The 25,469-nt window shown below is 73.8% G+C and carries 27 protein-coding genes, 1 tRNA gene and 1 riboswitch; of the genes, 21 read left to right on the top strand and 7 right to left on the bottom strand.

Features of this window, described 5'->3' with window-relative positions; all coding sequences use genetic code 11:
• The first annotated feature begins 138 nt into the window (after positions 1-138).
• Both FU792_RS02400 and FU792_RS02405 read left to right on the top strand, forming a co-directional pair.
• Positions 139-540, top strand: a complete 402-nt coding sequence (locus FU792_RS02400; RefSeq protein ID WP_022925524.1) for a cold-shock protein — start codon at positions 139-141, stop codon at positions 538-540.
• 5 nt (positions 541-545) lie between these two features.
• A complete protein-coding gene (locus tag FU792_RS02405) occupies positions 546-1,292 on the top strand; it encodes a DUF3027 domain-containing protein (RefSeq protein WP_022925525.1) in 747 nt (248 codons plus the stop codon).
• A 10-nt stretch (positions 1,293-1,302) separates the two neighbouring features.
• On the opposite strand, the gene FU792_RS02410 is transcribed toward FU792_RS02405, so the two are convergent.
• Positions 1,303-1,551 (bottom strand): DUF2530 domain-containing protein, encoded by a 249-nt coding sequence (locus FU792_RS02410; RefSeq protein WP_022925526.1) that lies wholly within the window; start codon positions 1,549-1,551, stop codon positions 1,303-1,305.
• Positions 1,552-1,633: 82 nt separating this feature from the next.
• Between FU792_RS02410 and FU792_RS02415 the strand changes: the two genes are divergently transcribed.
• The 7 genes from FU792_RS02415 (at position 1,634) to FU792_RS17115 (ending at position 8,428) form a co-directional block, all read left to right on the top strand.
• Positions 1,634-2,122 carry a MarR family winged helix-turn-helix transcriptional regulator gene (locus tag FU792_RS02415; RefSeq protein ID WP_022925527.1) on the top strand — a complete coding sequence of 163 codons (489 nt, stop codon included), beginning with the start codon at positions 1,634-1,636 and terminating at the stop codon, positions 2,120-2,122.
• Positions 2,119-3,399: an MFS transporter gene (locus tag FU792_RS02420; RefSeq protein WP_028131114.1), complete on the top strand. Its 1,281-nt coding sequence runs from the start codon at positions 2,119-2,121 to the stop codon at positions 3,397-3,399. Before FU792_RS02415 ends, FU792_RS02420 begins: the two co-directional genes overlap by 4 nt.
• 127 nt (positions 3,400-3,526) lie before the next feature.
• Positions 3,527-5,299: a gamma-glutamyltransferase family protein gene (locus tag FU792_RS02425; RefSeq protein ID WP_168714895.1), complete on the top strand. Its 1,773-nt coding sequence runs from the start codon at positions 3,527-3,529 to the stop codon at positions 5,297-5,299.
• A 52-nt stretch (positions 5,300-5,351) separates the two neighbouring features.
• Positions 5,352-5,747: a hypothetical protein gene (locus FU792_RS02430; RefSeq protein ID WP_022925530.1), complete on the top strand. Its 396-nt coding sequence runs from the start codon at positions 5,352-5,354 to the stop codon at positions 5,745-5,747.
• Complete coding sequence (gene pdxH, locus FU792_RS02435; protein ID WP_022925531.1) at positions 5,744-6,430, top strand: pyridoxamine 5'-phosphate oxidase; 687 nt, start codon at positions 5,744-5,746, stop codon at positions 6,428-6,430. The genes FU792_RS02430 and pdxH overlap by 4 nt, the downstream gene beginning before the upstream one ends.
• A gap of 49 nt (positions 6,431-6,479) precedes the next feature.
• On the top strand, positions 6,480-7,181 hold the full coding sequence (locus tag FU792_RS02440) for an iron-dependent transcriptional repressor DtxR (protein WP_149814521.1): 702 nt from the start codon (positions 6,480-6,482) through the stop codon (positions 7,179-7,181).
• 220 nt (positions 7,182-7,401) lie between these two features.
• Positions 7,402-7,545: riboswitch (cyclic di-AMP (ydaO/yuaA leader) on the top strand.
• Positions 7,544-8,428: a C40 family peptidase gene (locus FU792_RS17115; RefSeq protein WP_193559853.1), complete on the top strand. Its 885-nt coding sequence runs from the start codon at positions 7,544-7,546 to the stop codon at positions 8,426-8,428. It overlaps the preceding riboswitch by 2 nt.
• A 105-nt stretch (positions 8,429-8,533) precedes the next feature.
• Here FU792_RS17115 and FU792_RS17620 read toward each other — a convergent pair whose 3' ends face one another.
• Genes FU792_RS17620 through FU792_RS02455 form a run of 3 tightly spaced genes read right to left on the bottom strand, consistent with a single transcriptional unit; the run spans position 8,534 to position 11,074 of the window.
• The gene (locus FU792_RS17620; protein WP_238706027.1) at positions 8,534-8,923 is read right to left on the bottom strand and encodes a CBS domain-containing protein; all 390 of its coding nucleotides are present in this window, start codon (positions 8,921-8,923) and stop codon (positions 8,534-8,536) included.
• Entirely contained in the window at positions 8,820-9,635 is an 816-nt protein-coding gene (locus FU792_RS02450) for a CNNM domain-containing protein (protein ID WP_238706028.1), read from the bottom strand. The genes FU792_RS17620 and FU792_RS02450 overlap by 104 nt, the downstream gene beginning before the upstream one ends.
• On the bottom strand, positions 9,632-11,074 hold the full coding sequence (locus tag FU792_RS02455) for a hemolysin family protein (RefSeq protein ID WP_022924535.1): 1,443 nt from the start codon (positions 11,072-11,074) through the stop codon (positions 9,632-9,634). Before FU792_RS02455 ends, FU792_RS02450 begins: the two co-directional genes overlap by 4 nt.
• Positions 11,075-11,198: 124 nt before the next feature.
• Between FU792_RS02455 and FU792_RS02460 the strand changes: the two genes are divergently transcribed.
• The 5 genes from FU792_RS02460 to FU792_RS02485 all read left to right on the top strand — a co-directional run bounded on the left by FU792_RS02460 (position 11,199) and on the right by FU792_RS02485 (position 16,743).
• Positions 11,199-11,609 (top strand): FluC/FEX family fluoride channel, encoded by a 411-nt coding sequence (locus FU792_RS02460; RefSeq protein ID WP_083652716.1) that lies wholly within the window; start codon positions 11,199-11,201, stop codon positions 11,607-11,609.
• Positions 11,606-11,971 (top strand): fluoride efflux transporter FluC, encoded by a 366-nt coding sequence (locus FU792_RS02465; protein ID WP_237740002.1) that lies wholly within the window; start codon positions 11,606-11,608, stop codon positions 11,969-11,971. The genes FU792_RS02460 and FU792_RS02465 overlap by 4 nt, the downstream gene beginning before the upstream one ends.
• Before the next feature lie 138 nt (positions 11,972-12,109).
• Positions 12,110-13,375 (top strand): metallophosphoesterase family protein, encoded by a 1,266-nt coding sequence (locus tag FU792_RS02470; protein ID WP_149814523.1) that lies wholly within the window; start codon positions 12,110-12,112, stop codon positions 13,373-13,375.
• Complete coding sequence (locus FU792_RS02475) at positions 13,372-16,068, top strand: AAA family ATPase (protein ID WP_022924532.1); 2,697 nt, start codon at positions 13,372-13,374, stop codon at positions 16,066-16,068. The genes FU792_RS02470 and FU792_RS02475 overlap by 4 nt, the downstream gene beginning before the upstream one ends.
• Positions 16,069-16,338: 270 nt before the next feature.
• On the top strand, positions 16,339-16,743 hold the full coding sequence (locus FU792_RS02485) for a type II toxin-antitoxin system VapC family toxin (protein WP_022924530.1): 405 nt from the start codon (positions 16,339-16,341) through the stop codon (positions 16,741-16,743).
• Here FU792_RS02485 and FU792_RS02490 read toward each other — a convergent pair.
• On the bottom strand, positions 16,740-17,207 hold the full coding sequence (locus tag FU792_RS02490) for an OsmC family protein (protein ID WP_022924529.1): 468 nt from the start codon (positions 17,205-17,207) through the stop codon (positions 16,740-16,742). The genes FU792_RS02485 and FU792_RS02490 overlap by 4 nt on opposite strands.
• A 77-nt stretch (positions 17,208-17,284) precedes the next feature.
• Here FU792_RS02490 and FU792_RS02495 point away from each other — a divergent pair, with 77 nt between their 5' ends.
• Positions 17,285-17,749 carry an SRPBCC family protein gene (locus FU792_RS02495; RefSeq protein WP_022924528.1) on the top strand — a complete coding sequence of 155 codons (465 nt, stop codon included), beginning with the start codon at positions 17,285-17,287 and terminating at the stop codon, positions 17,747-17,749.
• 41 nt (positions 17,750-17,790) lie between these two features.
• Here the strand turns inward: FU792_RS02495 and FU792_RS02500 are convergent, their stop codons facing one another.
• On the bottom strand, positions 17,791-18,123 hold the full coding sequence (locus tag FU792_RS02500) for an aminoglycoside phosphotransferase family protein (RefSeq protein ID WP_022924527.1): 333 nt from the start codon (positions 18,121-18,123) through the stop codon (positions 17,791-17,793).
• A gap of 347 nt (positions 18,124-18,470) precedes the next feature.
• Between FU792_RS02500 and FU792_RS02505 the strand changes: the two genes are divergently transcribed.
• The 3 genes from FU792_RS02505 (at position 18,471) to FU792_RS02515 (ending at position 19,632) form a co-directional block, all read left to right on the top strand.
• Positions 18,471-18,543, top strand: a tRNA-Arg gene (locus FU792_RS02505).
• Positions 18,514-19,050, top strand: coding sequence for a hypothetical protein (locus FU792_RS16950; RefSeq protein ID WP_028130929.1), 537 nt, complete (start codon positions 18,514-18,516; stop codon positions 19,048-19,050). The genes FU792_RS02505 and FU792_RS16950 overlap by 30 nt, the downstream gene beginning before the upstream one ends.
• A 57-nt stretch (positions 19,051-19,107) precedes the next feature.
• The gene (locus FU792_RS02515) at positions 19,108-19,632 is read left to right on the top strand and encodes a hypothetical protein (RefSeq protein ID WP_202980394.1); all 525 of its coding nucleotides are present in this window, start codon (positions 19,108-19,110) and stop codon (positions 19,630-19,632) included.
• Positions 19,633-19,744: 112 nt separating this feature from the next.
• Here FU792_RS02515 and FU792_RS02520 read toward each other — a convergent pair whose 3' ends face one another.
• Complete coding sequence (locus tag FU792_RS02520; RefSeq protein WP_022924525.1) at positions 19,745-20,173, bottom strand: GyrI-like domain-containing protein; 429 nt, start codon at positions 20,171-20,173, stop codon at positions 19,745-19,747.
• Between the two features lie 47 nt (positions 20,174-20,220).
• Here FU792_RS02520 and FU792_RS02525 point away from each other — a divergent pair, with 47 nt between their 5' ends.
• The 3 genes from FU792_RS02525 to FU792_RS02535 are packed head-to-tail and all read left to right on the top strand — an operon-like array spanning position 20,221 to position 25,434.
• The gene (locus FU792_RS02525) at positions 20,221-20,565 is read left to right on the top strand and encodes a UBP-type zinc finger domain-containing protein (RefSeq protein WP_022924524.1); all 345 of its coding nucleotides are present in this window, start codon (positions 20,221-20,223) and stop codon (positions 20,563-20,565) included.
• A 34-nt stretch (positions 20,566-20,599) separates the two neighbouring features.
• On the top strand, positions 20,600-21,856 hold the full coding sequence (locus FU792_RS02530) for an MFS transporter (RefSeq protein ID WP_022924523.1): 1,257 nt from the start codon (positions 20,600-20,602) through the stop codon (positions 21,854-21,856).
• Positions 21,853-25,434, top strand: coding sequence for a DUF4011 domain-containing protein (locus tag FU792_RS02535; protein WP_022924522.1), 3,582 nt, complete (start codon positions 21,853-21,855; stop codon positions 25,432-25,434). Before FU792_RS02530 ends, FU792_RS02535 begins: the two co-directional genes overlap by 4 nt.
• Positions 25,435-25,469: the final 35 nt, after the last annotated feature.

Raw genomic sequence — 25,469 nt, forward strand, 5'->3', positions numbered from 1 at the left:
CCGACAGCCGCCGGGGGTGCCCCGCTCGTGCGTCCCGACCCGCACCCTGGCGGGGCAAGTCATTCGACCCGTGCCGCCGCGGGCGATACCCTCAGGTGTTCCCGTTCCATCCCCCACACACTTTCGTGAGGTGCTCCCGTGCCCACCGGCAAGGTCAGGTTCTTCGACGAGGACAAGGGCTTCGGCTTCGTGTCCAGCGACGAGGGCAGCGACGTCTACGTGCCCCGCTCCGCCCTGCCCGAGGGCGTGGGCGCGCTGCCGCGCGGCAGCAAGGTGGAGTTCGACGTCGTCGCGGGCAAGCGCGGCGACCAGGCGCTGCACGTGCGGCTGCTCGACCCGGCCCCCTCGGTGTCGCGCGGTCTGTCGATGCGCGACCGCAAGCCGGCCGAGGAGATGGTGGTGGTCGTCGAGGACCTCATCACCCTGCTCGACCAGGCGTCCTCGTCCCTGCGCAAGGGCCACTACCCCGACCGCACCCACGGTGCGGCGATGGCCAAGGCGCTGCGCGCGGTGGCCGACCAGTTCGAGGCCGGGAAGTAGCCCGTATGCCCTCTCCCCGCAGCGATGCCGTCCTGACCGGTGCCGTCGAGGTCGCCCGCGCCGCCGCGGGTGAGGTCGCCGAGCCGGGCACCGTCGGCGACCACCTCGAGGTGGTCATGGAGGCCGAGCGGCTGGCGACGCACTACTTCGCCTGCACCGCTGCCGCCTACCCGGGTTGGCGCTGGGCCGTGACGCTCTCCCGCGTCCCGCGGGCACGCAAGGCCACCATCAGCGAGGTGCATCTCCTCGCCGGCGAGGAGGCCGTGCTCTCCCCGGAGTGGGTGCCGTATGCCGAGCGCCTCGCCCCCGGTGACATCGGCCCCGGCGACCGGACCGCCTTCGTCGCGGACGACCCGCGGCTGGAGGCCGGCTTCGAGGCCACGGGCGAGGAGGACGTCGACCAGGTCGCCCTCTGGGAGCTGGGGCTCGGACGGCCCCGGGTCCTCTCGGCCGAGGGCCGTGACGCGGCGGCCACCCGGTGGCAGGACGGCGACCACGGCCCCACCAGCGAGAGTGCCCGCAAGGCTCCCGCGCCCTGCCGGACCTGCGGCTACTTCCTGCCGATGGCCGGAGCGTTGCGCACCGTCTTCGGCGTCTGCGCCAACGAGTGGTCGCCCGCGGACGGCTCCGTCGTGGCCCTCGACTTCGGCTGCGGGGCGCACAGCGAGGTGGACGTCGAGAAGCGGGCGCCGGAGCGCATCGACCCGCCGGTGCTCGACGACGAGACCGAGATCGTCTTCAGCGACCGCTGAGGACCACGGCTCACGCCTCGGCGGCGTTGCCCTTCCCGCGGCGCAGGTAGGCATACCCCAGCGCGCCGAGCACGATCCCCGCGACGGGCACCCAGACCCACCACTCGCGGTCCCCGGTGCGCAGCGAGGGCAGCCCGAGCAGGACCGCCAGGACCACCAGCCAGACGAGGATCCCCCAGCGCACCAGGGTGATGGTGCGCAGGGTGACGTCTGGCGGCCGGACGTCCTCGGGGGGCCGGTTCGGCGGAATCCTGCTCACGCCACCAACGTAGCCCTCTCCACACAGGAACGCGCCGAGGGCATGATCGTTAGATGGAGTAATGAGATAGACTAACGACTGTATGCCTGACACCTCACCCGATCCCGCGACCGCCGCCCTGGCGCACGACCTGCGCATCGCGTGCATGCGGGTCGCCCGCCGGGCGCGTTTCGACGCCGGCAACACCATCGCCCCGCACCACTTCAGCGTGCTCGTGCGGCTGAGCGAGCAGCCGCGCACCCTCGGCGAGCTGGCGTCGATCGAGCAGGTGAGCCCGCCGAGCATGAGCCGGACCGTGACCCAGCTGACCGACCTGGGGTATGTCGACCGGTCGCCCGACGCGGACGACGGCCGGCTGGTGCGGCTCTCGCTGACCGACGAGGGCGGGGCGGTCGTGGGTCGTGAGCGCGCCCTGCGGGACGCCTGGATGGCGGCGCGCCTGGACGGTCTGAGCAGCGCTGACCGGGGCGTCCTGCGGCAGGCCGCGGAGCTCCTCGAGGGGCTCCTGTGCGGCGACGTCGACCGGGGCGAGGCGTCCCGGGACGGCACGGAGACGGGGGAGGTGCGATGAGCGCGATGTTCTCCGCGCTCTCGGTGCGCAACTACCGGATCTACGCCACCGGCGGCATCATCTCCAACACCGGGACCTGGATGGGCCGCATCGCCCAGGACTGGGTGGTGCTCACCGAGCTCACCGACAACTCCGCGCAGGCGCTCGGTCTGGTCACCGGCCTGCAGTTCCTGCCGATCCTGCTCTTCTCACCGGTCGCGGGAGCGATTAGCGACAACTTCTCCAAGCGCAAGGTCATGCTCGTCAGCCAGAGCGCGATGGCCTTCTTCGCCACCGTCATGGGGATCGCGGTGCTCACCGGCCACATGGAGCTGTGGCACATGTTCGTCCTCGCCTTCCTCTCCGGCACGGCGGCCGCCGTCGACGCCCCCGCCCGCCAGGCCTTCGTCTCCGAGATGGTCCCGAAGGCGCAGATCACCAATGCCGTGGGGCTCAACTCTGCGTCCTTCCACTCCGGCCGCCTCATCGGCCCCGCGGTGGCCGGCCTGCTCATCGCTGCCGTCGGCACCGGCCCGACGCTGCTGCTCAACGCGGTGACCTTCGTCGCGGTGATCCTGGCGCTGCTCGCGATGGACCCCTCCCAGCTCGCGACCCGCGACCGCACCGGACCCCGCGGCAGCGTGCGCGAGGGCATCGCCTACGTCCGCGGCCGGCCGGACATCCAGCTCATCCTCGTCATCGCCTTCATGCACGGCACCTTCGGGATGAACTTCCAGATCTTCAACGCCCTCATGTCCACCGAGGTCTTCGGCAAGGACGTCGCCGAGTTCGGGATCACCGGCTCGGTCATGGCCATCGGCTCGCTCGCCGGCGCCCTCCTGGCCGCGCGCCGCGACCGCCCCCGGTGGCGCCTGCTCCTGGGCTCGCTGGCCGCCTTCGCCGGGTGCACCGCGCTCATCGCCCTCGCACCGAGCTTCACGGCATACACCCTCCTGCTGATCCCGACCGGCCTCTTCGCCCTGACCGTCATGGTGAGTGCCAACGCGATGGTCCAGCTGAGCGTCGACCAGGCCGTCCGCGGTCGGGTGATGGCGCTCTACATGGCCGTCTTCATGGGCGGCACGCCGGTGGGATCCCCCTTCCTCGGGTGGTTCGCCGAGCAGTTCGGTGCCCGGGCGACGGTGCTCATCGCCACGGTGATGTGCGGCGCCACCGCTGTCCTGGCCGCCGTCCACGTCATGCGCCACGACCACCTGCGGCTGCGCTTCCGCGCACGCTGGCCGCGCCCGGTCTACCTGGTGCGCATGACCGAGCCGCTCCCTGAGAAGGTGACCTGATGAGTGCCCGAACCCGTCGCGTCGTCGTGCTGGTGGCCCTGGCCGCCCTGATCCTCGTCCCGGTCCTGGCGACCCTGGGTTGACGGTGACCTTCACCACGCGCCCCACGCTCACCGGCTCGGTCGGCATGGTCTCCAGCACGCACTGGATCGCCTCCTCGGCCGGTATGCGGCTGCTCGAGCTGGGCGGCAACGCCGCCGACGGGGCGGTCGCCGCCGGATTCGTGCTGCAGGTCGTCGAGCCGCACCTCAACGGTCCGGGGGGTGATCTGCCGCTCATCGTCGCCTCCGCCGACGACCCGACACCGCGGGTCCTGTGCGGCCAGGGACCGGCGCCGGCCGGCGCCACCCCCGAGCACTTCGCCGCGGCCGGACTGGACCGCGTCCCCGGGTCCGGGCCGCTGGCCACCGCCGTGCCCGGCGCGACCGTCGCCTGGCTCACGCTGCTGCGCGACCGCGGGACGATGAGCGCGCAGGAGGCGCTCGGCCCGGCGATCCACTACGCCCGGCACGGTCACCCGGTGGTCCCGCGGGTCAGCTCGACCATCGACTCGGTGCGTGACCTGTTCGCCTCCGACTGGCACACCTCGGCCGACCAGTGGCTCGTCGACGGCGAGGCGCCCGCGCCCGGGACCGTCGTCACCAACCCGGCCTGGGCCGACACGCTGGAGCGGCTGCTCGAGGCAGAGCGGGACGCGGTGCGGGACGGCGGCTCACGGCAAGCCGGCATCGACGCCGTGCTGACCGCCTGGCGGCAGGGGTTCGTCGCCGAGGCCATCGGCGCCTTCGCGCAGCGCGCCTTCCGGCACAGCGGCGGCGCGGTCCTGCCCGGTGTGATCACGGCCGAGGACGTCGCGACCTTCGAGGCCACCTGGGAGGACGCGGTGACGGCGCAGTGGCGCGGCCACACGATCGCCAAGACCGGTCCGTGGGGGCAGGGTCCGGCGCTGCTGCAGGTGCTCGCGATGGTGGACGAGGTGGCCGGCGAGGACCCGGGCGCGACCGATCTGGACACGGTCGCGGGGGTGCACACCCTCGCCGAGGTGTGGAAGCTGGCCATGGCCGACCGGGAGGCGTGGCTCGGCGACAGCGCGGGCGAGGACGCCCTGCCCATGAGCGACTTCCTCGACCCGGCCTACGTCGCGGACCGGGCGGCCCTCGTGGGCGAGCGCGCCTCCCGCGAGCTCCGGCCCGGCGCACCCGGAGGCCGCGAGCCCCGGCTGGCCGCACAGGCGATGGTCCCCGAGGGTGCGGGCGCCGACGCCGCCGACGGCAGCGCCGGTGAGCCCACCGTGCAGCGGGACGGCGCCACCCGGGGCGACACGTGCCACGTCGACGTCGTGGACCGGTGGGGGATGCTCGTCTCCGCCACCCCCAGCGGCGGCTGGCTGCAGTCCAGCCCGTTCATCCCCGAGCTCGGCTTCGCGCTCGGCAGCCGGCTGCAGATGACCTGGCTCGAGCAGGGGCTTCCCAGCTCGCTCGTCCCCGGCCGGCGACCCCGCACCACGCTGACGCCGACGATGGTGCTGCGCGAGGGCATACCCGTCCTCGCCTGCGGAACCCCCGGAGGTGACCAGCAGGACCAGTGGCAGAGCGTCTTCCTGCTGCGCCATCTCGTCGGCGGCGCCGGGCTGCAGGAGGCGATCGACGCGCCGGTCTTCCACACCACGAGCTTCCCCGGCTCGTTCCACCCGCGCGCGAGCGAGCCCGGCGTGCTGGTCACGGAGTCCCGGCTGGGTGCGGACGTGCTGGACGGGCTGCGCGCCCGAGGGCACGAGGTCCTGGACCAGGGCCCGTGGAGCCTGGGCCGGATGTGCGCCGTCGCCCGCGACCCGGAGACCGGGGTGCTCAGCGCCGGGGCGAACCCCCGGGGAATGCAGGGGTATGCCGTCGGGCGTTGACACCAGGAGACCGCCTACCCTGGCGGCACACCCCAGATCCGCAGGAGGACCCGTGCCCGGCAAGACCCGGCTGGCCAAGCAGGCGATCAAGTACGGACCCGTGGTCTACGCCATGGCGCAGAAGTACGGCCCGCAAATGGTCGACCAGATCCTCAAGCAGCGTGAGCCCGCGACCCGGTTCGTCCAGGACCAGGCCGCCAAGGCCCGCACCAACCCTCGCAAGCACGCCCTCGCTCACGCGGACACCGTGGTGGAGGGCTCGTTGCAGCAGGTCTTCCACCGCGGCCAGCCCTACTGGGTGGTCTTCTCCCGCAACGAGCCGGTCGGCGTGCACCCGCACACCGACGCCCCCTTCGACACCCTGCTGCTCAACGCCGACCCGGCGAAGCGGCACACCCCCGACGAGCTGCGCCGCACCGTGCACCTGCCGCGCCGGGGCAGGCGATGAACGGCGCGCTCGGCGGGCGGGCCGACTACACCGGGGAGGGGATCACCGAGCAGGACGCCCCGGAGGCGCCGCTGCCGCTGGTGCAGGACTGGCTGGACCAGGCGATCGCCCGGCACGAGGAGCGCGGGGACGTGCCCGAGCCGGCGGCCCTCTGGGTGGCCACGGTCGACGCCGACGGTATGCCCGACGTGCGCGCCGTGCTCATGCGCTTCCTCGACGCGCGGGGCCCGGGCTTCCTCACCAGCAGCGACTCGGCCAAGGGGTTGCAGCTGGCGGCGAACGACAAGGTGGCGGCGACCCTCACCTGGGCGGGGATGTTCCGCGCCGTCCGCTTCCGCGGCCGCGCCCAGGAGCTGCCGACGGACCTGGTCGACGACTACTTCCGGAGCCGCCCCTACGGCTCCCGGATCAGCGCGCACGCCTCGACGCAGAGCGCCCCCGTCGCCGACCGGGCGACGCTGGAGCAGGCATACCAGGAGTGTGCGGAACGCTGGCCGGACCGCGGTCGGCCGGACGACGTGCCACGGCCGACGACGTGGAGTGGCTACCGGATCGTCCCGGAGCGGGTCGAGGTCTGGGGCGGCCGGCGCAACCGGCTGCACGACCGGCTCGTCTGGGAGCGGGTCGCGGCGGGCGGGCTGGACGACCCGGCGGCCTGGCGACGCAGCAGGATCCAGCCGTGAGCCCGGCGCAGGAGCGGAGCCCGTCGGACCCCGGCCCTAGGATGACACCGTGAGCGGCGACCTGATCGACACGACGGAGATGTACCTCAAGACGATCTTCGAGCTGGAGGAGGACGGCGTCCTGCCCATGCGGGCGCGCATCGCCGAGCGCCTCGGTCAGTCAGGGCCGACCGTCTCGCAGACCGTCGCCCGCATGGAGCGCGACGGTCTGCTCGAACTGGCCGAGGACCGCCACCTCGTGCTCACCGACCACGGTCGGCTCTCCGCCGTGCGGGTCATGCGCAAGCACCGGCTCGCCGAGCGGCTGCTCATGGATGTCATCGGCCTCGACCCGGCCTACGTCCACGACGAGGCGTGCCGCTGGGAGCACGTCATGAGCGAGCAGGTGGAGAAGAAGATCCTGCAGCTCGTCGAGGACGGCACCAGCTCGCCCTACGGCAACCCGGTGCCCGGCCTCGCCGAGCTCGGGCAGCAGGACGCCCCGCCGGCCCAGGGTGTCGCGAGCAGCGAGCTGGCCGAGGGCGGGGACCGGAGCACGACGATGGTCGTCCGGCTGGGTGAGCCGGTCCAGGTGGACCCCGAGGTGCTCGGGCTGCTGCTGGAGTCCGGCGTACGGCCGGGCGCGCGCGTCGCGGTGTGGAGCGAGGACGGGCGGACCATCGTGGAGGCACTGGACGGCGAGGCCGTGTCCCTGCCGACAGATGTCGCCGCGCACATCTTCTGCGCCGCGCCGACCCCTCCTGACGTGTGAGATGGCTCACGCGGAGCCTGGGAGGTCGGTTACGTCGGACCGCAAATCTGCAGGTCAGCAGGGATGGTGCTGGTGAGGTCTTCACGGGTTGTCCACACCGTCGTTACCTCAGCGTGACATTTGTTACCGGGCTGTGTACGGTTGTCGAGTCCTCCTCCCTGGGGGGATCCCCGAAGCGTGACTGCCTAGTCCTGTCCGCGCGCACCCGGGGCCGTGGCACGTACGAACACCGCTTGACAGGAGCGGGGGAACCACCTCTGGAGCCGGACCTGGCTCCTCGGGGCGAATGGTCCGGCTCGGTCGGACCAGGGGCACTCCAGCCCAAGCCCGACAGCTCACCCCGCAGGCACTGGAGGATCTACATGACGCAGCGCATCACCGGCCGCCACCGTCGGCCCGGTCGTCTCAGCACGACCAGCACCGCTCTGACCCGCACGGCGGCCGTCGCGGCCACCTCGACCGGGCTGCTGGCCGGCGCGACGCTGAGCGCCAACGCCGCCCCGGACCTGTCCCAGGACCGTGGTGAGGGCCTGCAGCGGCTGGGGGTCGACGTGAACGCCGACCGCACCGTGACCGTGGACCGCCCGGCCGAGGCCGTGGCCGCGCCCGAGGACGTCGACCTGGCCTCCTTCGGCGTCGGCGGCTTCTCCGCCTACACCCCGGTCGTCGAGGAGGAGCCCGCCCCGGTCGAGCAGACCGAGCAGGCTGCCCCGGCCACCGAGCAGGCTGCCCCGGCCACCGAGCAGGCTGCTCCGGTCACCGAGCAGGCGAGCGAGCAGGTCGCCGCCCGCGAGGAGACCACCGCCAGCCGCGACAACGAGCGTCAGGCGCAGCCCGAGCCCGTCGTCGAGGCCGAGCCGGCCGTCCAGGCCGAGCCCGAGCCGGAGCCCGAGCCCGCCGCTCCGGCCCCCAGCGGTGGCATCCTTGGCATCGCCGCCGCCTACACCGGCTACATGTACTCCTACGGCGGCTCCAGCCCCGCCACCGGCTTCGACTGCTCCGGCTACACCTCCTGGGTCTTCGGCCAGGCCGGCATCTCGCTGCCGCGCACCGCCGCGGCCCAGCAGTCCTACGCCACCCCGGTCAGCAACCCCCAGCCGGGCGACCTGATCTTCTTCGGCTACCCGGCCTACCACGTCGGCATCTACGCCGGTAACGGCATGATGTACGACTCTGGCCGCCCGGGCATCCCGAGCCAGTACCGCGCCGTCTTCGGTGGCGTCTCCGGCTACGGCCGGGTCGGCTGACCCAGCCCGCACCAGCCTGCACCGACAGGGCCCCGACCGCGCTGCGGTCGGGGCCCTTCGGCATACCTGGGGTCGAGGGCGCCGGCCGTCCCAGCGGTATGCCCGTCAGGCGGGGGAGGTCTGTGCCTGCGCGGGCTCGGCGTGGGCGACGTCGCTCTCGGGGTCCGACTCGTCGTCGAACTCGCCGAGGATCTGCTCCAGGATGTCCTCCATCGAGGCCATCCCGACGACCCGGCCCGAGTCGTCGCGCACGAGCGCGAGCTGACCGCGCTGCTGGCGCAGGCTCGAGACCGCGTCGATGAGCGGCATGGACGCGGGCAGCGAGGCCACCGGCTGCAGGAAGTCACCGAGCGACTGCACGCCCCGGCCCTGGGCCGAGGCCAGGATGGCGTCACGCACGTGGACGAGGCCGCGGATGCGCTGCTGCCCCTGCCGGCCGGTGGGCTCGACGACGAACAGCCGGGAGCGACCGCTGGCGTGGCTGAGGCGCTCCACGTCCGCCGCCGTCGCCGTGCGGGCGATGGTCACCGCCTCGGTGGTCGGGAATCACCGCCTCGACCGTCTCCTCCTCCAGGCGCAGCGCACCGGTGAGGATCTGGTGGTCGGCGTCCTCGAGCACGCCGTGCTCGTAGGACTGGGCGAGCAGCAGCTGCAGGTCGGCCGGGCTCTGCGCGTTGCCGAGCGCGTCGACGGGGTCGACCCCACCGAGGCGGAGCAGCAGGTTGGCCAGGGCGTTCATCAGCCACAGGACCGGCCGGGCGAGCCAGGTGAAGGCACGGAAGGGCAGGGCCAGGAGCATCGCCGAGCTCTCGGGGTGCGAGATGGCCCACGACTTCGGTGCCATCTCGCCGACGACCATGTGCAGGAAGACCACGATCGAGACCGCGATGGCCACGGCGATGGCGTGCACCGCCACGTCCGGGACGCCGACGGCGTGGATGACGGGCTCCAGCAGGTAGGCGACGGCCGGCTTGGCCAGCGCTCCGAGCGCCAGGGTGCACAGGGTGATGCCGAGCTGGGCGCCGGCGAGCATGAGCGAGAGCTCCCGCGAGGCGTCGACGGCGGCGCGCGCGGCGCGGCTGCCCGCCTCGGCGCGCTCCTCGAGGCGGTGCCGCTTGGCCGCGACGACCGCGAACTCGGCGCCGACGAAGAAGCCGTTGGCGATCAGCAGCAGCACGCTGACGAGCAGGGCCTGGGTGGTGCTCATCGGGCGACCTCCAGCTCGTCGGCCGCAGGTGTCGCGATGACCAGCCCGTCACCCAGGTGCTCGCGCTCCTCCTCGCCGAGCTCGCGCCACTCCTCGAGGGTGCGGGTGACCATCGGGTGCAGGGTGACCGTGTCGGGGACGTAGCGCTGCGTGGTGATGACGTCGATGCGGGTGAGGTGGACGTACTCCTCGCCCTCCCCGTCCCGGCCGTACCACGTGACGACCACGCTGTCCCCCTTCTCGGCGGTGCGGCCCAGCTGGTCCAGGACCAACCCGGACAACGTGTCGTAGTGCTCGTGCTCGGGCAGTTCCACCCCGGTCAGCTGCGCGACCTCGTCGATCCGCAACCGGGCCGAGAGGTCCCACATGCCGTCGGGACGGGCGGCGCTCGTGGCCTCCTCGTCGTCGTCCTCGTCCCAGATCTCGCCGACGACCTCCTCGGCGACGTCCTCGAAGGTGACGATCCCGGCGAAGCCGCCGTACTCGTCGACGACGACGGCCAGCTGCTGGTGCCCCTCCCGGAGCGCCTCGAGGACCTTCGGCAGCGGCAGCGACTCGGGGAGGATGAGCGCGTCGTCGGCCAGGTCGCGGACGAGGGTCGTGCGGCGCGCCTGGGGCTCGACCTCGAGGAGGTCGTGCAGGCCGATGACCCCGACGATGTCGTCGATGTCGCGCCCGATGACGGGGAAGCGTGCGTGCCCGCTCTGCAGGGCCTCGAGCACCACGGCGGCCTGCTCGTCGGCCTGGATCGTCTGGACCGACGTGCGCGGCGTCATGACCTCCTCGGCCACCCGCTCGCGGAAGGCGAGGCCGCGCTCGAGCAGGATCGACAGGTCCTCGTCGAGGGTGCCGCCGCTGTGCGACTCGGCGATGATCCGGGTGAGGTCCTCGGGGGTGGCGCCTTGGGGCAGCTCCTCGACGGGCTCGATGCCCACCGAGCGCAGCAGGGCGTTGGACGCCTTGTCGAAGAGGGCGATGACCGGGCCGAGCACGGTGAGGTAGAGCAGGGTGCTGCGGGACAGGGCCCGGGCCAGCGGTACGGGCCGGGCGATCGCCCAGTTCTTGGGCCCGAGCTCGCCGATCACCATCTGCAGGACGGTGGAGAAGACCAGCGTGCCGATGGAGAACAGCGAGATCATCGCTGCCCGCGCCAGCCAGCCGGCGTCGGCATACGAGTCGGTCAGACCGCGCACCAGGAGCGCCTCACCGAGATAACCCACCATGAGCGCGGTGACGGTGATGCCGAACTGCGCCCCGGAGAGGGTGAAGGACAGGCGGGAGGTGACCTTGAGCGCCCGCTGCGCGGCGGCGTCCCCCTCGTCGGCGAGGTGGCGCAGCCGGCCCCGGTCCACGCTGACGTAGGCGAACTCCTGGGCCACGAAGTAGCCGGTCATGAGGGTGAGGACGACGATGACGGCGATGCCGCCGAGGATCAGCATGTGGCGCCCCCCGCGCCTTCGGGCAGCCGGACGAGGTCGTCGTCCGGCCGGGGACTCGGAGGTTGCGCGTCGGCGCAGGGTCGATCCATGCCGCCCAGTGTACGACCGCCGGTAGGGTCGGCCCGTGTCCTCGCCCACCACGCCCGCCCGCCGCGGCGCCGGGGATGCTGGCGTGCTGGGCTGGGTGGCGGCCGGGGGAGCGGTCGGCGCCCTGCTGCGGTGGGCCCTGGAGCTGCTCACCCCCGTCGGTGCCGTCCTGCCGTGGTCCACCCTGCTGGTCAACGTGCTCGGCAGCGCGGCGCTCGCCTGGCTGCTGGTCCGCGACGAGCGGCGCCCGGGTCCGGTCTGGCTGCGACCCGGGGTCGGGACCGGGCTGCTGGGTGGTTTCACGACCTTCTCGACGTATGCCGTCCAGGTGGCCCTCGCGACCGGCGTCGCCCCGGCGACCGCGGCCGCCTACCTGCTCGGGACCCCGGTGCTGTGCGTCGTCGCGGCGGCGCTCGGCGGTGGCGCCGCACTCCGGTGGGCACGGTGAGCACGGGTCTGCCCGCGCTGGCGGCCCTGGTCTGCGTCGCGCTCGGCGGGGCGTCGGGTGCCCTGCTCCGGCACCTGGCGACGGTGTCGCGCCTCGGGGGGCCGGGCGGCACGCTCCTCGTCAACGTCGTCGGCTCCTTCCTGCTGGGCGTGCTGGCAGGGGTGGCCGAGGCGCTGCCCGCCTGGCTGTTCCTGCTCCTCGGCACCGGCCTCGCCGGTGCCCTCACCACCTGGAGCGCCCTGGCGGTGCACACCTGGAGGCTGGGGCAGGACTCGTGGCGGCGAGGCGCGGCATACCTCACGCTGACCCTCGGGCTCGGGGTGACGGCCGCGGCGCTCGGCCTCGCGCTCGCCTGGTCGTAGCCGTCGCCTGAGGGGCGATGAGGCAGGAGCGCCGAGCCGACACGGTGCCTCGGCTCCGGGGGACTGTCGGTGCGCTCTCCTACGGTGGAGGCACGACGCGACAGCTGAGCACGGCGACCGGCGAGAGGAGGCGGGCGGATGGTGCGGTTCCTGCACACGGCGGACTGGCAGATCGGCATGACCCGCCGGTTCCTCGAGCCCGAGGCGCAGTCGCGGTTCACCGCGGCGCGCACCGACGCGATCCGCCGGCTGGGGCGTGTCGCGCAGCAGGAGGGCTGCTCCTTCGTCGTCGTGAGCGGTGACGTCTTCGAGAGCAACCACCTCACCGGGCAGACGGTGCGGCGGGCGCTGGACGCCCTGCGCACCGTGCCGGTGCCGGTCTACCTGCTGCCCGGCAACCACGACCCGCTGGACGCCGCCTCGGTCTTCACCTCGGCACTCTTCCTCGCGGAGCGGCCCGGGCACGTCCACGTGCTGGACCGTGCCGGCCTGCACGAGGTGGGCGACGGTGTGGAGCTGGTCGCGGCGCCCTGGGAGAGCAAGCACCCCGGGCGGGACCTGGTGGCCGAGGCCCTCGCGGCACTGCCCGCCGGCGCCGCGCCGGAGGGCGTCACCCGGGTGCTCGTCGGCCACGGCGGCGGGGTGCTCGTCGGCCACGGCGGCGTGGACACCTTCGACCCGGAGTGGCGCGACCACGCCACGATCGCCACCGCGCCCCTGGTGCGGGCCCTGGACAGCGGCCAGGTCCACTACGTCGCGCTCGGTGACCGGCACTCGCGCACCGAGGTCGCCGGTCGCCCGGACCTGACGTATGCCGGGACCCCCGAGCCCACCCGGGAGACCGAGGTGGCGCCCGGGGAGGTGCTCGTCGTGGAGGTCGACCCGGACGCCCCGGCGGGGGAGCGGGTCCGGACGACGCCGCACCACGTGGGCACCTGGAGCTTCACCGTGCTGGACCGTGAGGTCGACTCCGCCGACGACGTCGCCGCGCTGGACGGCGAGCTGGCGGCGCTGACCGACCCGGACCGCCGCGTCGTCTTCCTCAACCTGCGGGGGATGCTCGGCGTGGCGGAGCACGCACGCCTGGAGCAGGTGCGGCAACGGCACCGCGACCGCCTGGGTGCGCTGGTCGAGCGGGAGCAGCACCACGACGTCGTGGTCGTGGCCGACGACGATGCCGCCTGGGACGAGCTGGAGCTCGGCGGCTTCCTCGGCTCGGCTGTCGCGGAGATCCGGGGAACGGCGCAGCAACCCGGCACGGCGGCCTCACCGGTGCTCGCGACCGTGGAGACCGATCTGACCGGGCGGACGGCCCACCCCTTCGTGGCCGGTCGCCCCGATGACGAGCAGAGCGCGCGGGACGCGCTCGCCCTGCTCTACCGCCTGAGCGGGAGCGGGTCGTGAGGCTGCACCGGATCACCCTGCGGGACGTCCGCGGCGTCGCCGAGCGCACCGTGCACCTTCCCGAGAGCGGTGTCGTCGTGGTCGAGGGGCCCAACGAGGTCGGCAAGACGACCCTGCTCGAGGCCTTCGACCGGCTGCTGGAGCTCAAGGCGACGTCCAGGAGCGCGCGGGCGCAGGCGCTGCAGCCGATCGGGCGTGACGTCGGGCCCTTCGTCGAGGCCGAGTTCACCCTCGACGGTCAGCGGCTGCGGCTCGCCAAGCGGTGGCTGCGCTCCCCGATGACCGAGCTGGAGGTGCTCTCCGGGCGTCCGGAGCAGCTGACCGGGTCGGCGGCCCAGCAGCGGCTCGAGGCGCTGCTGCGCGGGTGCCTGGACACCACGTTGTGGGAGGCGCTGCGCCTGACCCAGTCCGGGGACGGGACGGTGCAGCCGCTCGTGTCCAGCGGCGTGCTGCGCGAGGCGCTGGACACTGCTGCCGACGCCCATCTGCACGGGGGTGACGGTGAGCGGGTGCTGGACCTCGTGGAGGAGGAGTACCTCCGCTACTTCACCGAGCGCACCGGTCGACCGACCGGCGCCTACAAGGCCGCCATCGCCGAGCATGCCCGGGCCCAGACCGACGTGGCCGAGGCGCACCGGCGGCTGGCCGAGGCGGAGGAGCTGCTGGAGCGCCAGGCCGCCGCCCGGACGGTCGTGGACGGCCTGGTCGAGCAGGTGCGCGCTGCCCGTGCGGCGCTCACCACGGCGCGGGCGGAGGCCGCCGGCATCACCTCGCTGGTCGCCGCGCACGAGGCGGCTGCCTCCCGGCTGGGTGAGGCCGGAGAGCGGGCTCGGACCGCCGCGACCGACGTGGAGCGGCGCAGCGCCCAGGTGCGGGAGGTGGAGGAGTCCGCGCGGACTCTCGGCCGGCACGAGCGGCAGGTCGGCGAGCTGGCCGAGGCGGCGCAGGGGCTGCTCGCCGTGCTCGAGCCGGCGCAGCAGGCCGCCCACCGGGCCGAGACCGACGTGGAGAGCGCCGAGCAACGGCTCGAGCAGGCCCGCGACGACCTGGACGGGGCGGAGCAGCACGAGCAGGTCACGCGGCTGGAGGGTGTCCTCGCCGAGGTCGAGCGGCAGGCCCTCCTGGTCGAGGAAGCGCGAGAAGCGCTGCCCGAGCGGGCGGTGACCCCGGAGCAGGTCCGAGACGTCGAGGCCAGGGTCCACGAGCTGGAGGTCCAGCGGGCGCGTCACGAGGCGGCCAGCCCACGCGTCGTCGTCCGCGCGCTCGGGGAGGCCCAGGATGTGACCGTGCGGGGGGCGGGGGCCGGCCACGAGGCGGTGTCGCCTGGTCGGGAGCGATCCTTCGTCGCGACCGAGGACCTCCGGGTCGAGGTGCCCGGCGCGGTCGAGATCGTCGTGCAGGGTGCTGCTGACTCGACCGAGCGGATGGCCGCGCTCGACCGGGCCCGGCAGGATCTCGCTGCGGCCCTGGCCGACGCCGGGTGCGACGACCTCGACGAGATGCGGGACGCGGCGCAGTCGGCCCAGACCGCGCAGGCGGCGTGGCGCGAGGCACGCCGCGACCTCGTCTCCCTCCTGCAGGTGCACGGCGCCGAGGCGGACCTGCCGCAGGTCGAGGCCGGGGCCGCCCCGCCGACCCTCCTCGCCCGGCTCGAGGAGGCGCGGCGACGGCTGAGTCAGCTGTCCACCGACGTGCGGGAGCGGCCGATGGCCGACGTCGACGCGGCGCGCGACGCGGAGCGGTTGGCCGGCACCCGGTTGCGGGAGGCCCGCGAGGCACGCCGGGCCGCCCGCGCCAGGCTGGACGAGCGGCAGGAGGAGGCCCGCCGGACGCAGGCCGAGCTGGACCGCCTCACCGGCAGGGTGGAGGGAGAGCGCGCCCGGCACGAGCAGGCCCGGGCCGCGCTCGCCGGCGCGCGCGAGAGCGCCGGCGACGAGGAGCTGGCCGCGACGACCGCGCTGCGGGCCGCAGAGCTCGACGAGGCGCAGGACGCGGAGATCACGGCGTCGGCGGCCCTCACCGCGGCCGACGCCGACGGCGTCATGGCCGCGCTCGCGGCGGCCGAGAGCTCTGCGACCCGGAGCCAGGACGAGCTGGAGCAGGCGCGGGCACGGCTGCACACCCTCACCGGGCAGGTCGAGCTCGCCGCCAGCGAGGGACGCCAGGAGCTCTACGACCTCGCGGTGTCGGACCTCGACGACGCCGAGCGCCGGGTCGGCGCGCTGGATCGCCGGGCGCGGGCGGCGCGGCACCTGCGGACCACGCTGCACCAGCACCGTGATGCCGCGCACCGGGCCTACGTCCGCCCGTTCACCGCGGCCCTGGAGCGGCTCGGGCGCCGGGTCTACGGCCCCACCTTGGGTGTCACCGTCGACGATCAGCTCAGCGTGGTGGAGCGGACCCTCCACGGCACCACCGTCCCCCACGACCAGCTCTCCGGCGGCGCCAAGGAGCAGCTCGGCATCCTGGCCCGCCTGGCGGTCGCGCAACTGGTCGACCCCGCACGCGGGGTGCCCGTCGTCATCGACGACGCCCTCGGCTGGACCGACCCGGAGCGGCTGGAGCAGATGAGCCAGGTCCTCGCCGGGGATCCGGTGGGCGAGGCGGACGTGCAGGTCGTCCTGCTCACCTGCACCCCGGACCGGTATGCCTCGATCCCCGGCGCCCGGACCGTGCACCTGGACGCCTCGTGAGCGGCGCTCCTACGTATCACCGGTGATACCATCGCGGGATGGGTGACGTGACGATCAGGGACCTGCGCAACCGCGGTCAGATGTCATCGCCCGGGTCTTGCATGGTGACTCGCTCACGGTGACCCGGGACGGTGCCCCGGTGGCCACCCTTGGTCCCGTGCCGCGCGCCGCTCTCTCGGCCCAGGAGCTCATTCGTCGGCGGCGGACGTTGCCGAGGGTCGATGCCGCGGCCCTGCGAGCGGACCTGGACGACGTGCTGGACCCGTCGTTGTGAGCAGGCCAGAGCGGGGAATCCTGGATACCTCGACGCTGATCGACCTGGCCGACCTGGATCCGGTCGAGCTGCCGGAGCAACCGCTCATCACGACGGTGACGCTGGCTGAGTTGTCGGTCGGGCCGCTCGTCGCCCGCTCGTCGTCGGAGCGGGCTGCTCGTCAGGCCCATCTGCAGCAGGCTGAGGCGGACTTCGACCCCCTGCCCCTGGACGCTGGAGCTGCGCGGGCTTTCGGGCGGGTCGCCGCCGACCTGGGACGGGCGGGACGCAAGCCCGCGGCCCGGGCCTACGACGCCCTGATCGCAGCCATCGCCATCGCGCACGACCTTCCGCTCTACTCCCGCAACCCGACAGACTTCGAGGGCATCAAGGAACTTGTTGTTCGACCGCTCGGGAGCTAACCCATAACCCGTGCGGTCGGGTCGTGGTCGACCGGGAAGTTCACCGACGACGCGATGAAGCAGGCCCGCCCCGCCTGCTCGTGCAACTGCGGGAGGAGGTCGACGTGGGCCGGGTCGGCGACCGTCACCTCGGGCCGCAGCAGGACCCGGGTGAAGCGCCCGCCGATCCCGGACTGCTCCATCGTGCCGACCGGGGCGTCCGTGTAGTCCACGACCGTGACCCCGCGCGTCACCGCCACGTGCAGCAGCGACAGCAGGTGGCACTCGCTCAAGGACGCGAGCAGCAGCACCTCGGGGTTCCACCGCCCGGCGTCACCACGGAAGGCGCGGTCCGCGGACAGCTGGAGATCGGGCATACCCTCGCTGCGGGCCACGACCGAGCGGTCGTAGTCGCGGTAGCCGGACGTCCCGGAGCCTCGATTGCCGGTCCAGGTGAGCGCCAGCTCGTAGGTGTGCGTCGCCATGCGCCCAGCCTGGCAGGTCGTCGGTGCCGCTGCTCCTCGGCTCGCGTCGTCGTCCTCACCTCGTTAGCGTCGGGAGCATGAGCGAACAGACGAACATCACCGTCAGCCGCACCATCGACGTGTCCGCCAAGGACGTCTTCGAGGTCCTCACCCTGCCGGACAACCACGTCGCGATCGACGGCTCGGGCTTCGTGCAGTCCGTCGACCACGGCGACCGGATCACCGAGACCGGGCAGGTCTTCACGATGAACATGTCCGGGGACCACATGGGCGGTGACTACCAGACCGACAACCACGTCACGGGCTACGCCAAGGACAAGCTGGTGGCCTGGCAGACCGCGCCGGCCGGCACCGACCCCAAGGGATGGGAGTGGGTGTGGGAGCTCACCCCGCAGGGCCCGGACAGCACCGAGGTGCGGCTGACCTACGACTGGGGCAAGGTGACCGACACCGAACTGCTCAAGAAGGTCAGCTTCCCCCTCGTCGAGGAGGAGCAGCTGGAGACCAGCCTGGGCAACCTCGCTGCCGCCGCCACCGGCTGACCGACATCGACCGACGACCGGGCCCCCGCCGCGGCGGGGGCTCAGTCGTCCCGCGCCAGGGTCAGCAGCGCCTCGGTGCGGGTGCTCGGGCCTTCCCAGGTCAGGAGGGAGATCGCCGTCACCGCGGCGTTGACCCGGGTCCAGGCATACACGTGATCACGGTCCAGGTCGAGCAGCCGGGCCAGTGACCCGGCCCGGTCCCGCATGGCCGCCGGTGACCCCGCGACGACGACGAAGTCCACCAGGTCGAAGCACGGGTCGCCGACGCAGAGCTGGGGGTCGATCGCCACGAGCCCACCGTGCCCACCGTGCCCACCGTCGAGGACGTTGCCCAGGTGCAGGTCACCATGCGCTCGATCATCTCCTCGCACCACGGCGCCAGGGTGGTGGTGACACCCTCGGCGGAGGTGGGGTGCAGGTCCCGCAGCAAGTCAGCCCAGTCCGCCGGGGCCGGGGGCCTGCGCCGGGCACTGTCCAGGGTTGTACCCGGCAGGATGCGCTCCAGCAGCACCGCCCCTCGGGCGCGAGCTCCCATCGCTCCACGAGGTCCTCGACGAGCCGGGGCAGCGCGGCGGCGAAGGCGTCGGCGCAGTGCCGGCCGAACCGGTCCTCCAGCGCAGCACCTGCCCGGATCAGCTGCTCGTCGCCGGTCATCGGGTCACCCGAGGGAGGCTCCCGGAGCATGAGACGATATGCCGGTTCCGGCCCAGCGGCCCGGTCCGCCCTCGTAGCTCAGGGGATAGAGCACCGCTCTCCTAAAGCGGGTGTCGCAGGTTCGAATCCTGCCGGGGGCACGTGCCCGCCACCACCTCGGCCTGGCGGAGGACGTCGTCGAGGGGGAGGGCGGCGTCGATCGTGACGGCCCCCGCCGGGACGTCCTGGCCAGCCGCGTGCAGTCCCAGGATGAAGTCCTGCTCCTCGCGTCGCCCGCCGAACTCGTCAGCGGGTCGTCGCTCGAGACGACCTCGCAGCGTCGCCGCGTCGACGTCGAGGACGAAGACACGGTCGACGACGTCGAGGAATCGGTCATGGTTCCGGGACCCTCCGCAGAAGAACGTGAGGCGCCGGTCCCGCTGCGCGGCGAGCGAACGGACCTCGCTCTCACGCCAGAGATGCTGCTGGTGCGAGGGCGGTCCCGAGACGGGCGCACCGGTCGCCGGATCGCCCTGGTAGGCGAGCTCGGTGTCGCCGTTGAACGCCTGGATCCCACGTCGGCGCAGCTCGCGGCATACCGAGGTCTTGGCGGTGCCCGAGACGCCTTCCACGAGGAAGTTCACGCGGCCCATGCAGCCCGACCGTAGCCGGGTGGGTGGCCGCGAGGCCACGGATTAGCCTGGGCCACCGACCGGGAGGTGTCAGTGGCGCGCAGCCGTGAGGACGAGTGGGAGGAGCGGCTGGCGCTGCCGGTGCTGGTCGCCGCGCTGGCCTCCGTCCCCGCCGTCTTCCTCACCCTCCTGGCCGAGCCCTACTCCACCGTCGGCACGGTCGCGAACTGGCTGGCCGGGGGAGTCCTCGTCGCCGAGACCGTCATCCTCTTCGTCGTGGCGGAGGACCGTCGGGCCTGGCTGCTGCGGCACTGGTGGCTGGTGCTGCTCACGGTCGCGGTCGTCGTGGCCGTGGTCTTCGCGGTCGGCCCGGTCCAGCTGCTGCGGCTGCTCCGGGTCGTCGGCGCGCTGCGCCTGGTGCGCGCCGGGCGCATCCTCAGGGCCGGACGGCTCCTGCAACGGCGATGGGGTCTGACCGGCCGTTGGGAACGGGTCCCGATGATGCTCGCGACCCTCCTCGTGGGCCGGTCTTCGTCGCGGTCATCCTGGCCGATCCCACCTCGCAGAGCCGGGTCCTGCTCTCCCAGGCCCTGGGGAGCACGGCGAGCACGGTGCTGACGATCCTCGCCGGCCTCGTGCTGGGTGTCGCCACCTTCGTCGTCCTGCGCCGACGGCGGCGGGTCGCCGACGTGGTCGGCGAGGACGCGCCGGCGGAGTGAGCCTGACCAGATCAGCCGTCGGCGAGCGGGAGCGTCAGCCGGGTGCGCATGTCGGCGGGGTCCGCCCCCGGCGTCCGCTCGGTGAGGTACTCCTCGTAGAACCAGCCCGCCGGACGCTCGCCCCGGTCGAGCACCCACGTCGTCAGGCGCTCCCAGGACCCGGACAGGTCCTCGTCGTTCCCCGCGTGCACGAGGCGGGCCGCGCTTCCGCCGGGGATCCGGGTCAGCTCCACGCCGTCGGCGGCGAGGACGTCGCCCTCGACCGGGAGGCCGATCCGCAGGTCGACCGTGTCGGAGGGCTGCCGGTCGTACGCCGCGAACGCCGGTCCGGTCGGCGAGGCCCCCGCCGTCTGCAGTGCCGCGGCCATGCTCGCGTCGATCCCGACGGGCGACTGCGACCAGCCGGAGCCGGGCACGTGGCGACCGCCCGTGGACGGCATACCCCTCCTCGTGCGTGAATGGGGCGACCCGAGGAGAGAGGACCGACATGAGCAGCGAGGGGATCAGCGCCGAGGTGCCGCCGAGCGGCACCGGGTGCGTGGAGTGCGCGGACGCCGAGGGCTGGTGGGTGCACCTGCGCCGGTGCGCCGAGTGCGGGCACGTCGGGTGCTGCGACAGCTCGCCGGGCCAGCACGCGAGCGCCCATTTCCGTGAATCCGGGCACCCGGTCGTGCAGAGCTTCGAGCCGGGGGAGGACTGGTTCTGGTCCTACGAGAAGGGCAAGGGTGTGCTCGGCCCGGAGCTCGCGGCCCCGACCAGCCGGCCCGAGGACCAGCCGGCACCCGGCCCCGCCGGTAGGGTCCCGGCGAACTGGCGGCTGCAGATCCACTGACCGCCGCCGGGACCGCTGCTGCGACACTGCCCGGGTGACCGAACGCGCCCTCGACCCCGCCGGGACCGCGCAGCTCCAGTCCCGCACCGTCCTCACCCTCATGGGCAGCCAGACCCTCGGCGGCATCGGGGTGGCCAGCGGCATCGCCGTGGGGGCGATCGTCGCCGCGGACGTCAGCGGTCGGGACGCGCTGTCGGGCCTCGCGACAACGACCCAGGTGCTCGGCGGGGCCCTGTTCACCATCCCGGTCGCGGCGCTCATGGGTCGGCACGGGCGCCGGGCAGGGCTCTCCGCGGCCTACGTCATCGGCGCGCTCGGGGCAGCGCTGGCGATCACCGCCACCGCGACCGGGACCTTCTGGTTGCTGCTCGTCGGCACCACGCTCTTCGGCGCCTCGACGACCGCAGGCAGCCAGGCCCGGTATGCCGCGACCGACCTCGCCGTCCCCGAGCGGCGGGGACGCCAGCTGAGCTGGGTGGTGTGGGCCACGACGATCGGGTCGGTGCTGGGCCCCAACATGGTCGGCCCCGGCAAGGCCGTCGCCGGGGTGCTCGGGCTGCCCCCGCTCGCGGGCGCCTGGGTCTTCTCCGCCGTCGGCTTCGCGCTGGCCGCCGTGGTGCTGCAGCTCGCGCTCCGGCCCGACCCGCTCGTGACCGCCCGCCGGCTCGCCGGCGTCGACACCGACCAGCCGGTCGGCCGGCAGGGGAGCGTGGCCGACGGGCTGCGGCTGATCCGGGCGACCCCGGCCGCGATGTGGGGGACCGTCGCCCTCACGGTCGGACACATCGTCATGGTGGCGGTCATGGTCATGACGCCGCTGCACATGCGGCACGGGCAGGCGGAGATCGAGCTCATCGGCCTGGTCATCAGCCTGCACATCCTCGGCATGTACGGCCTGGCCCCCGTGACCGGACAGCTCACCGACCGGTGGGGTGCCCGCCCGGTGGTGCTCCTCGGGGTCGTCCTGCTCGTCCTGGCCTGCCTGCTCGCCGGGCTCAGCCAGGACGGCTTCTCGGGAGGGCTCACGGCCGGCCTCGTCCTGCTCGGTCTCGGCTGGTCCTGCACCATGGTCGCCGGCTCGGGCACGGTCGCCGGGTCGGTGCCCGTCGGCCAGCGGGCCTCGGTGCAGGGCGCGGCCGATCTCGTCATGGGCCTGTCCGCGGCCGCCGGTGGTGCCCTCGCCGGGGTGGTCATGGACCTCGCCGGGTATGCCTGGCTCTGCGTCCTCGCCGCGCTCGCCGCGGTGGGGCTCGCGGCATACACCCGCCGAGTCGTTAGCCTGAGGCAGTGAGTTCGCTGCGCCCCCTGAACACCCTCGACGAAGCACGCGTCGAGGCCGTGCAGCGCGCCCGGACCCGGTGGCGTCACGAGGTCGCCGAGCTCGGCGGGGCCAACTCCCTGCTCTGGCACCGCACCTCGCTGACCGGCACCTTCGACCTCAACCTGGCGCACCCCGGCGGGGTGGCCAAGCTCTTGTCGGGACGTCCCACGCCGCTGTCCGACCTGGTCCGTGAGCAGGTTGCCTTCGCCGATGCGGCCCGGCGGCTGGGCGGGATCCGCGACAAGGTCACTGAGATGCGGCGCGAGCACGGGCTGGAGACCAGCTTCCTGGCCATCGGGCTGGCCACCTGGACGCTGCACCGCGTGCCGGTGCCCCCGCGTGCCCCCGTGCTGCTGCGGGCGTGCACCATCACCCCGACCGATGCCGCGCACTCCGACTTCGTCCTCGAGCTGCACGAGGACGTGGTCTTCAACCCGGTGCTGGAGCACTACCTGCGCAGCGAGGCGCACCTGCAGCCCGACCCGGCGCTCCTGGCGGGCCTGTCCGCGCAGAGCCACGGCTTCGACCCGCGGTTGACCTACCGGGCGCTGGAGGACATCTGCATCGAGATGTCCGGGTTCGCCATCGGTCCGCAGATGGTCATCAGCACCTTCCCCTGGGCCAAGCTGCCGCTGGTCACCTCCTACACCGGCGATCCTGAGCCGCTGGCCGCGCACGACGTGGTCGCGGCGCTCGCCGGGGCCGACGTGCGGCTGACCCCCTCCGTGCAGGACCCGGACCGCGCCGAGGACGCCGCCCGCGAGCTCGGTGCCCTCGACGCCGACGCCTCGCAACGGGCGGTGATCGACGAGGTGTCGCACGGCGGTGACCTCGTGCTCGACACCCCCTCCGGGACCGGCGCGACCCAGACGATCGCCAACGTCGTGGTGGGCGCCCTGTCGGAGGGCCGCACCGTCATGGTCTGCAGCGAGGACCGCAGCGCGCTGCAGGCGTTGCGTCGCCGGCTGGATCACGTCGGGCTGGGCGACCTGTGCCTGCACCTCGCCGAGGACCCGGCCTCGATGCGCGACACGCTCGCCGCGGTGCGTCACAACCTGGACCGCCTGCCCGCCGAGGACGAGCCGGACCTCGGTCCCGACCCGCTCCCCGCACGGGCCGACGCCCTGTCCGTGCTGCGCCGCGAGCAGGAGGTCCTGCACCAGGAGCACGGGCCGTGGGGGCTCAGCCTGGCCCGCACCGAGGACGACCTCGCCGCGCTCGCGACCGCCGAGCACCCTCCGGCCTCCCGGGTGCGGCTCCCGCTCGACGTCCTGCGCACGCTGACCGAGGAGGAGCTGTCCGCGGTCACCGACGCCCTGATCGAGGCTGCGGACTGCGGCGCCTGGTCGACGGCACGCACCGAGGACCCGTGGTATGCCGCCCGCCTCACCGGCCCCGACGACGCCGCCCGGGCGACCGAGATCGTCGGCCGCCTGGTCTCCGAGAAGTTCAGCAGCGCACGCCAGCAGGCCGACACCGTATGCCGCGCCGCAGGCCTGCCGGCGCCGGTGACGCTGACCCAGTGGGCTCATCGGCTCGGTCTCCTCTCCCGCGCCAGCGATACCCTCGACCACTTCTCGCCGGGGATCTACGACGCACCGCTGGAGCAGATGGTCGCCGCGCTGGGGGCCGACCGCGACTCGACGGCAGCGGCCCCACGGCCCGGTGCCGTCGCCCGGGCCCGGCTGCGCCGTCAGGTGCGCCAGCAGCTGCGGCCCGGCACCCCACCACCGGACCTCGCCGAGCGGGTGCGCAGGGCGCGCGACGAGAAGCAGGAGTGGGAGGAGGTCGGCGGCAAGGCGGCTCGCCCCACAGCGCCCGAGGGCTGGGAGGAGGCCCTGGCGGCGCACGCGCCGATCGGGGAGGACCTGGCCTGGCTGGAGCAGGCGTTGACCGGGACCTCGGCCGGACACGAGCTGTCGACCACTCACCTGGACACGGTCCTGGAGCGGCTGGTGCGGCTGGACGCGCGCGCCGACCGGGCCCCGGTGGCAGCACAGGCGCACCCGCTGCTCGCGCCGCTGCGCGAGCGCGGTCTCGGTGAGCTCGTCGACGACCTCGCCCGGCGTGGCGTGCCCGCGGACCGGGTGTCCCAGGAGGTCCGCTTCGTGCACCGCAGCTCGGTGCTGGACCACCTCACCTCGGACGCCGTGCCGCAGCAGGTCGGCGGGGACACCGTGCGCGAGGCCGAGCGCTCCTTCCGCGCCGCCGACCGCGCCCATCTGCACCGCAACGCCCTGCGGGCCCGTCGCGCCGTGCTGCGTCGGTTGCGCCGCACGTTGTCCGGCCACGCCTCCCAGCTCGGGGCCTGGCAGCGTGCCCTGGAGGAGACGAAGGTCGGTGCGGTCGACGCCCGTGACGTGATCAGCCGCGCTCCCGACGTGGTCCTGGCCGCGGCGCCTGTCCTCCTGGCCAGCCAGCTGGCCGTCCCGGCGGTGCTGCCGCCCGACCTCACGCTCGACCTCGTGGTCGTCGACCGCGCCGGGCGCACCACCACCGCCCGCACCGCACCGGCGCTGGCGCGGGGGCGCCAGGTCCTCGTCGTCGGTGACAGCGGCGGGCCGGGGCCGAGCCACTTCGCCGTCGTCGCCGACCCCCGGGCCGAGGGGGACCCGGGCCCCATGGACGAGCCGTCGCTGCTCTCCCGCGCCGCACAGGTGCTGCCGGTGCGTCACCTCGGTACGCACTACCGGGCGCTCGACCAGGGTCTGGTCGCCCCGCTGGCACCCCTCATGCCGCGTCCGGTGCACTCCTTCCCCGGGGTGGAGCGGGCGGCCGCCGTGCGCGAGCACGTGGTGGACGGTCACGTCAGCGCCCGGGTCGAGGCCGGCGTGCGGCTGGTGCTCGGGCACGCCCGCTCCGGGCCGGACAGCCTGCTCCTGGTGACCGACGACGAGGCGGGCGCCGAGGACGCCGGGATCGCGCTGCGCGCGGCGATGGGCGAGGACGAGCGGCCGGCGTCGCTGTCCGACGACGAGCAGCACAGTCAGGCCTTCCTCGTGCTCCCCGTGCACCGGGTCGCGGGCCAGACGCGGGACCGCGTGGTCTGGATCGGGTCGCCGGAGGCCGTGCGCAGCCCGGAGGCCGCCGGGTCGGTGCTCGCCGCGGCGCGGCGCAGCGTCGACCTCGTCACCGCGACCCCCGTGGCCGACTGGCCGACCGGTGCGGGTCACGGGGCGGCGATCGTGCGGCACGCCCTGGTCCCGGGCGCCGAGGAGCACGGGCACGGCTCCGCCGTGCTGACCGAGCTCGTCCGCCGGCTGCGCGCCGAGGGCCTCCAGGTCAAGGAGGGGGTGGGCCACGGACCGCACGCGATCGACCTGGCCGTGGTGTCGGAGGACGACGACGCACGGTATGCCGTAGCCGTCGACGGCGACGTGCAGCGCGGTCCGGTGCCGAGTCCGGGGCGCGACGACGTGCGCCTGCGGCACGACCAGCTGACCCGGATGGGGTGGGTGCCGGTGCGGGTGCGCACCACCGACGTCTTCACGGACCCCGCCCGCGAGGTCGCCCGGGTGCTGCAGGCGCTGCGCGGGCGGTCTGGGTGAGCCGACCGGGCGGAGAAAAGCGCCGTCGCGCCCCC

Source organism: Serinicoccus marinus DSM 15273 (assembly GCF_008386315.1).
In the GTDB taxonomy this organism is placed as follows: Bacteria; Actinomycetota; Actinomycetes; order Actinomycetales; family Dermatophilaceae; genus Ornithinicoccus; species Ornithinicoccus marinus.

Coding starts and splice junctions, on each gene's coding strand:
- pdxH (WP_022925531.1), top strand. CDS start 5,744: ATGAACGGCGCGCTCGGCGGGCGGGCCGACTACACCGGGGAGGGGATC.
- FU792_RS02420 (WP_028131114.1), top strand. CDS start 2,119: ATGAGCGCGATGTTCTCCGCGCTCTCGGTGCGCAACTACCGGATCTAC.
- FU792_RS02525 (WP_022924524.1), top strand. CDS start 20,221: ATGAGCAGCGAGGGGATCAGCGCCGAGGTGCCGCCGAGCGGCACCGGG.
- FU792_RS02490 (WP_022924529.1), bottom strand. CDS start 17,207: ATGGCGACGCACACCTACGAGCTGGCGCTCACCTGGACCGGCAATCGA.
- FU792_RS02470 (WP_149814523.1), top strand. CDS start 12,110: ATGGTGCGGTTCCTGCACACGGCGGACTGGCAGATCGGCATGACCCGC.
- FU792_RS17115 (WP_193559853.1), top strand. CDS start 7,544: ATGACGCAGCGCATCACCGGCCGCCACCGTCGGCCCGGTCGTCTCAGC.
- FU792_RS02450 (WP_238706028.1), bottom strand. CDS start 9,635: ATGAGCACCACCCAGGCCCTGCTCGTCAGCGTGCTGCTGCTGATCGCC.
- FU792_RS02495 (WP_022924528.1), top strand. CDS start 17,285: ATGAGCGAACAGACGAACATCACCGTCAGCCGCACCATCGACGTGTCC.
- FU792_RS02415 (WP_022925527.1), top strand. CDS start 1,634: ATGCCTGACACCTCACCCGATCCCGCGACCGCCGCCCTGGCGCACGAC.
- FU792_RS02405 (WP_022925525.1), top strand. CDS start 546: ATGCCCTCTCCCCGCAGCGATGCCGTCCTGACCGGTGCCGTCGAGGTC.
- FU792_RS02520 (WP_022924525.1), bottom strand. CDS start 20,173: ATGCCGTCCACGGGCGGTCGCCACGTGCCCGGCTCCGGCTGGTCGCAG.
- FU792_RS02425 (WP_168714895.1), top strand. CDS start 3,527: ATGGTCTCCAGCACGCACTGGATCGCCTCCTCGGCCGGTATGCGGCTG.
- FU792_RS02455 (WP_022924535.1), bottom strand. CDS start 11,074: ATGCTGATCCTCGGCGGCATCGCCGTCATCGTCGTCCTCACCCTCATG.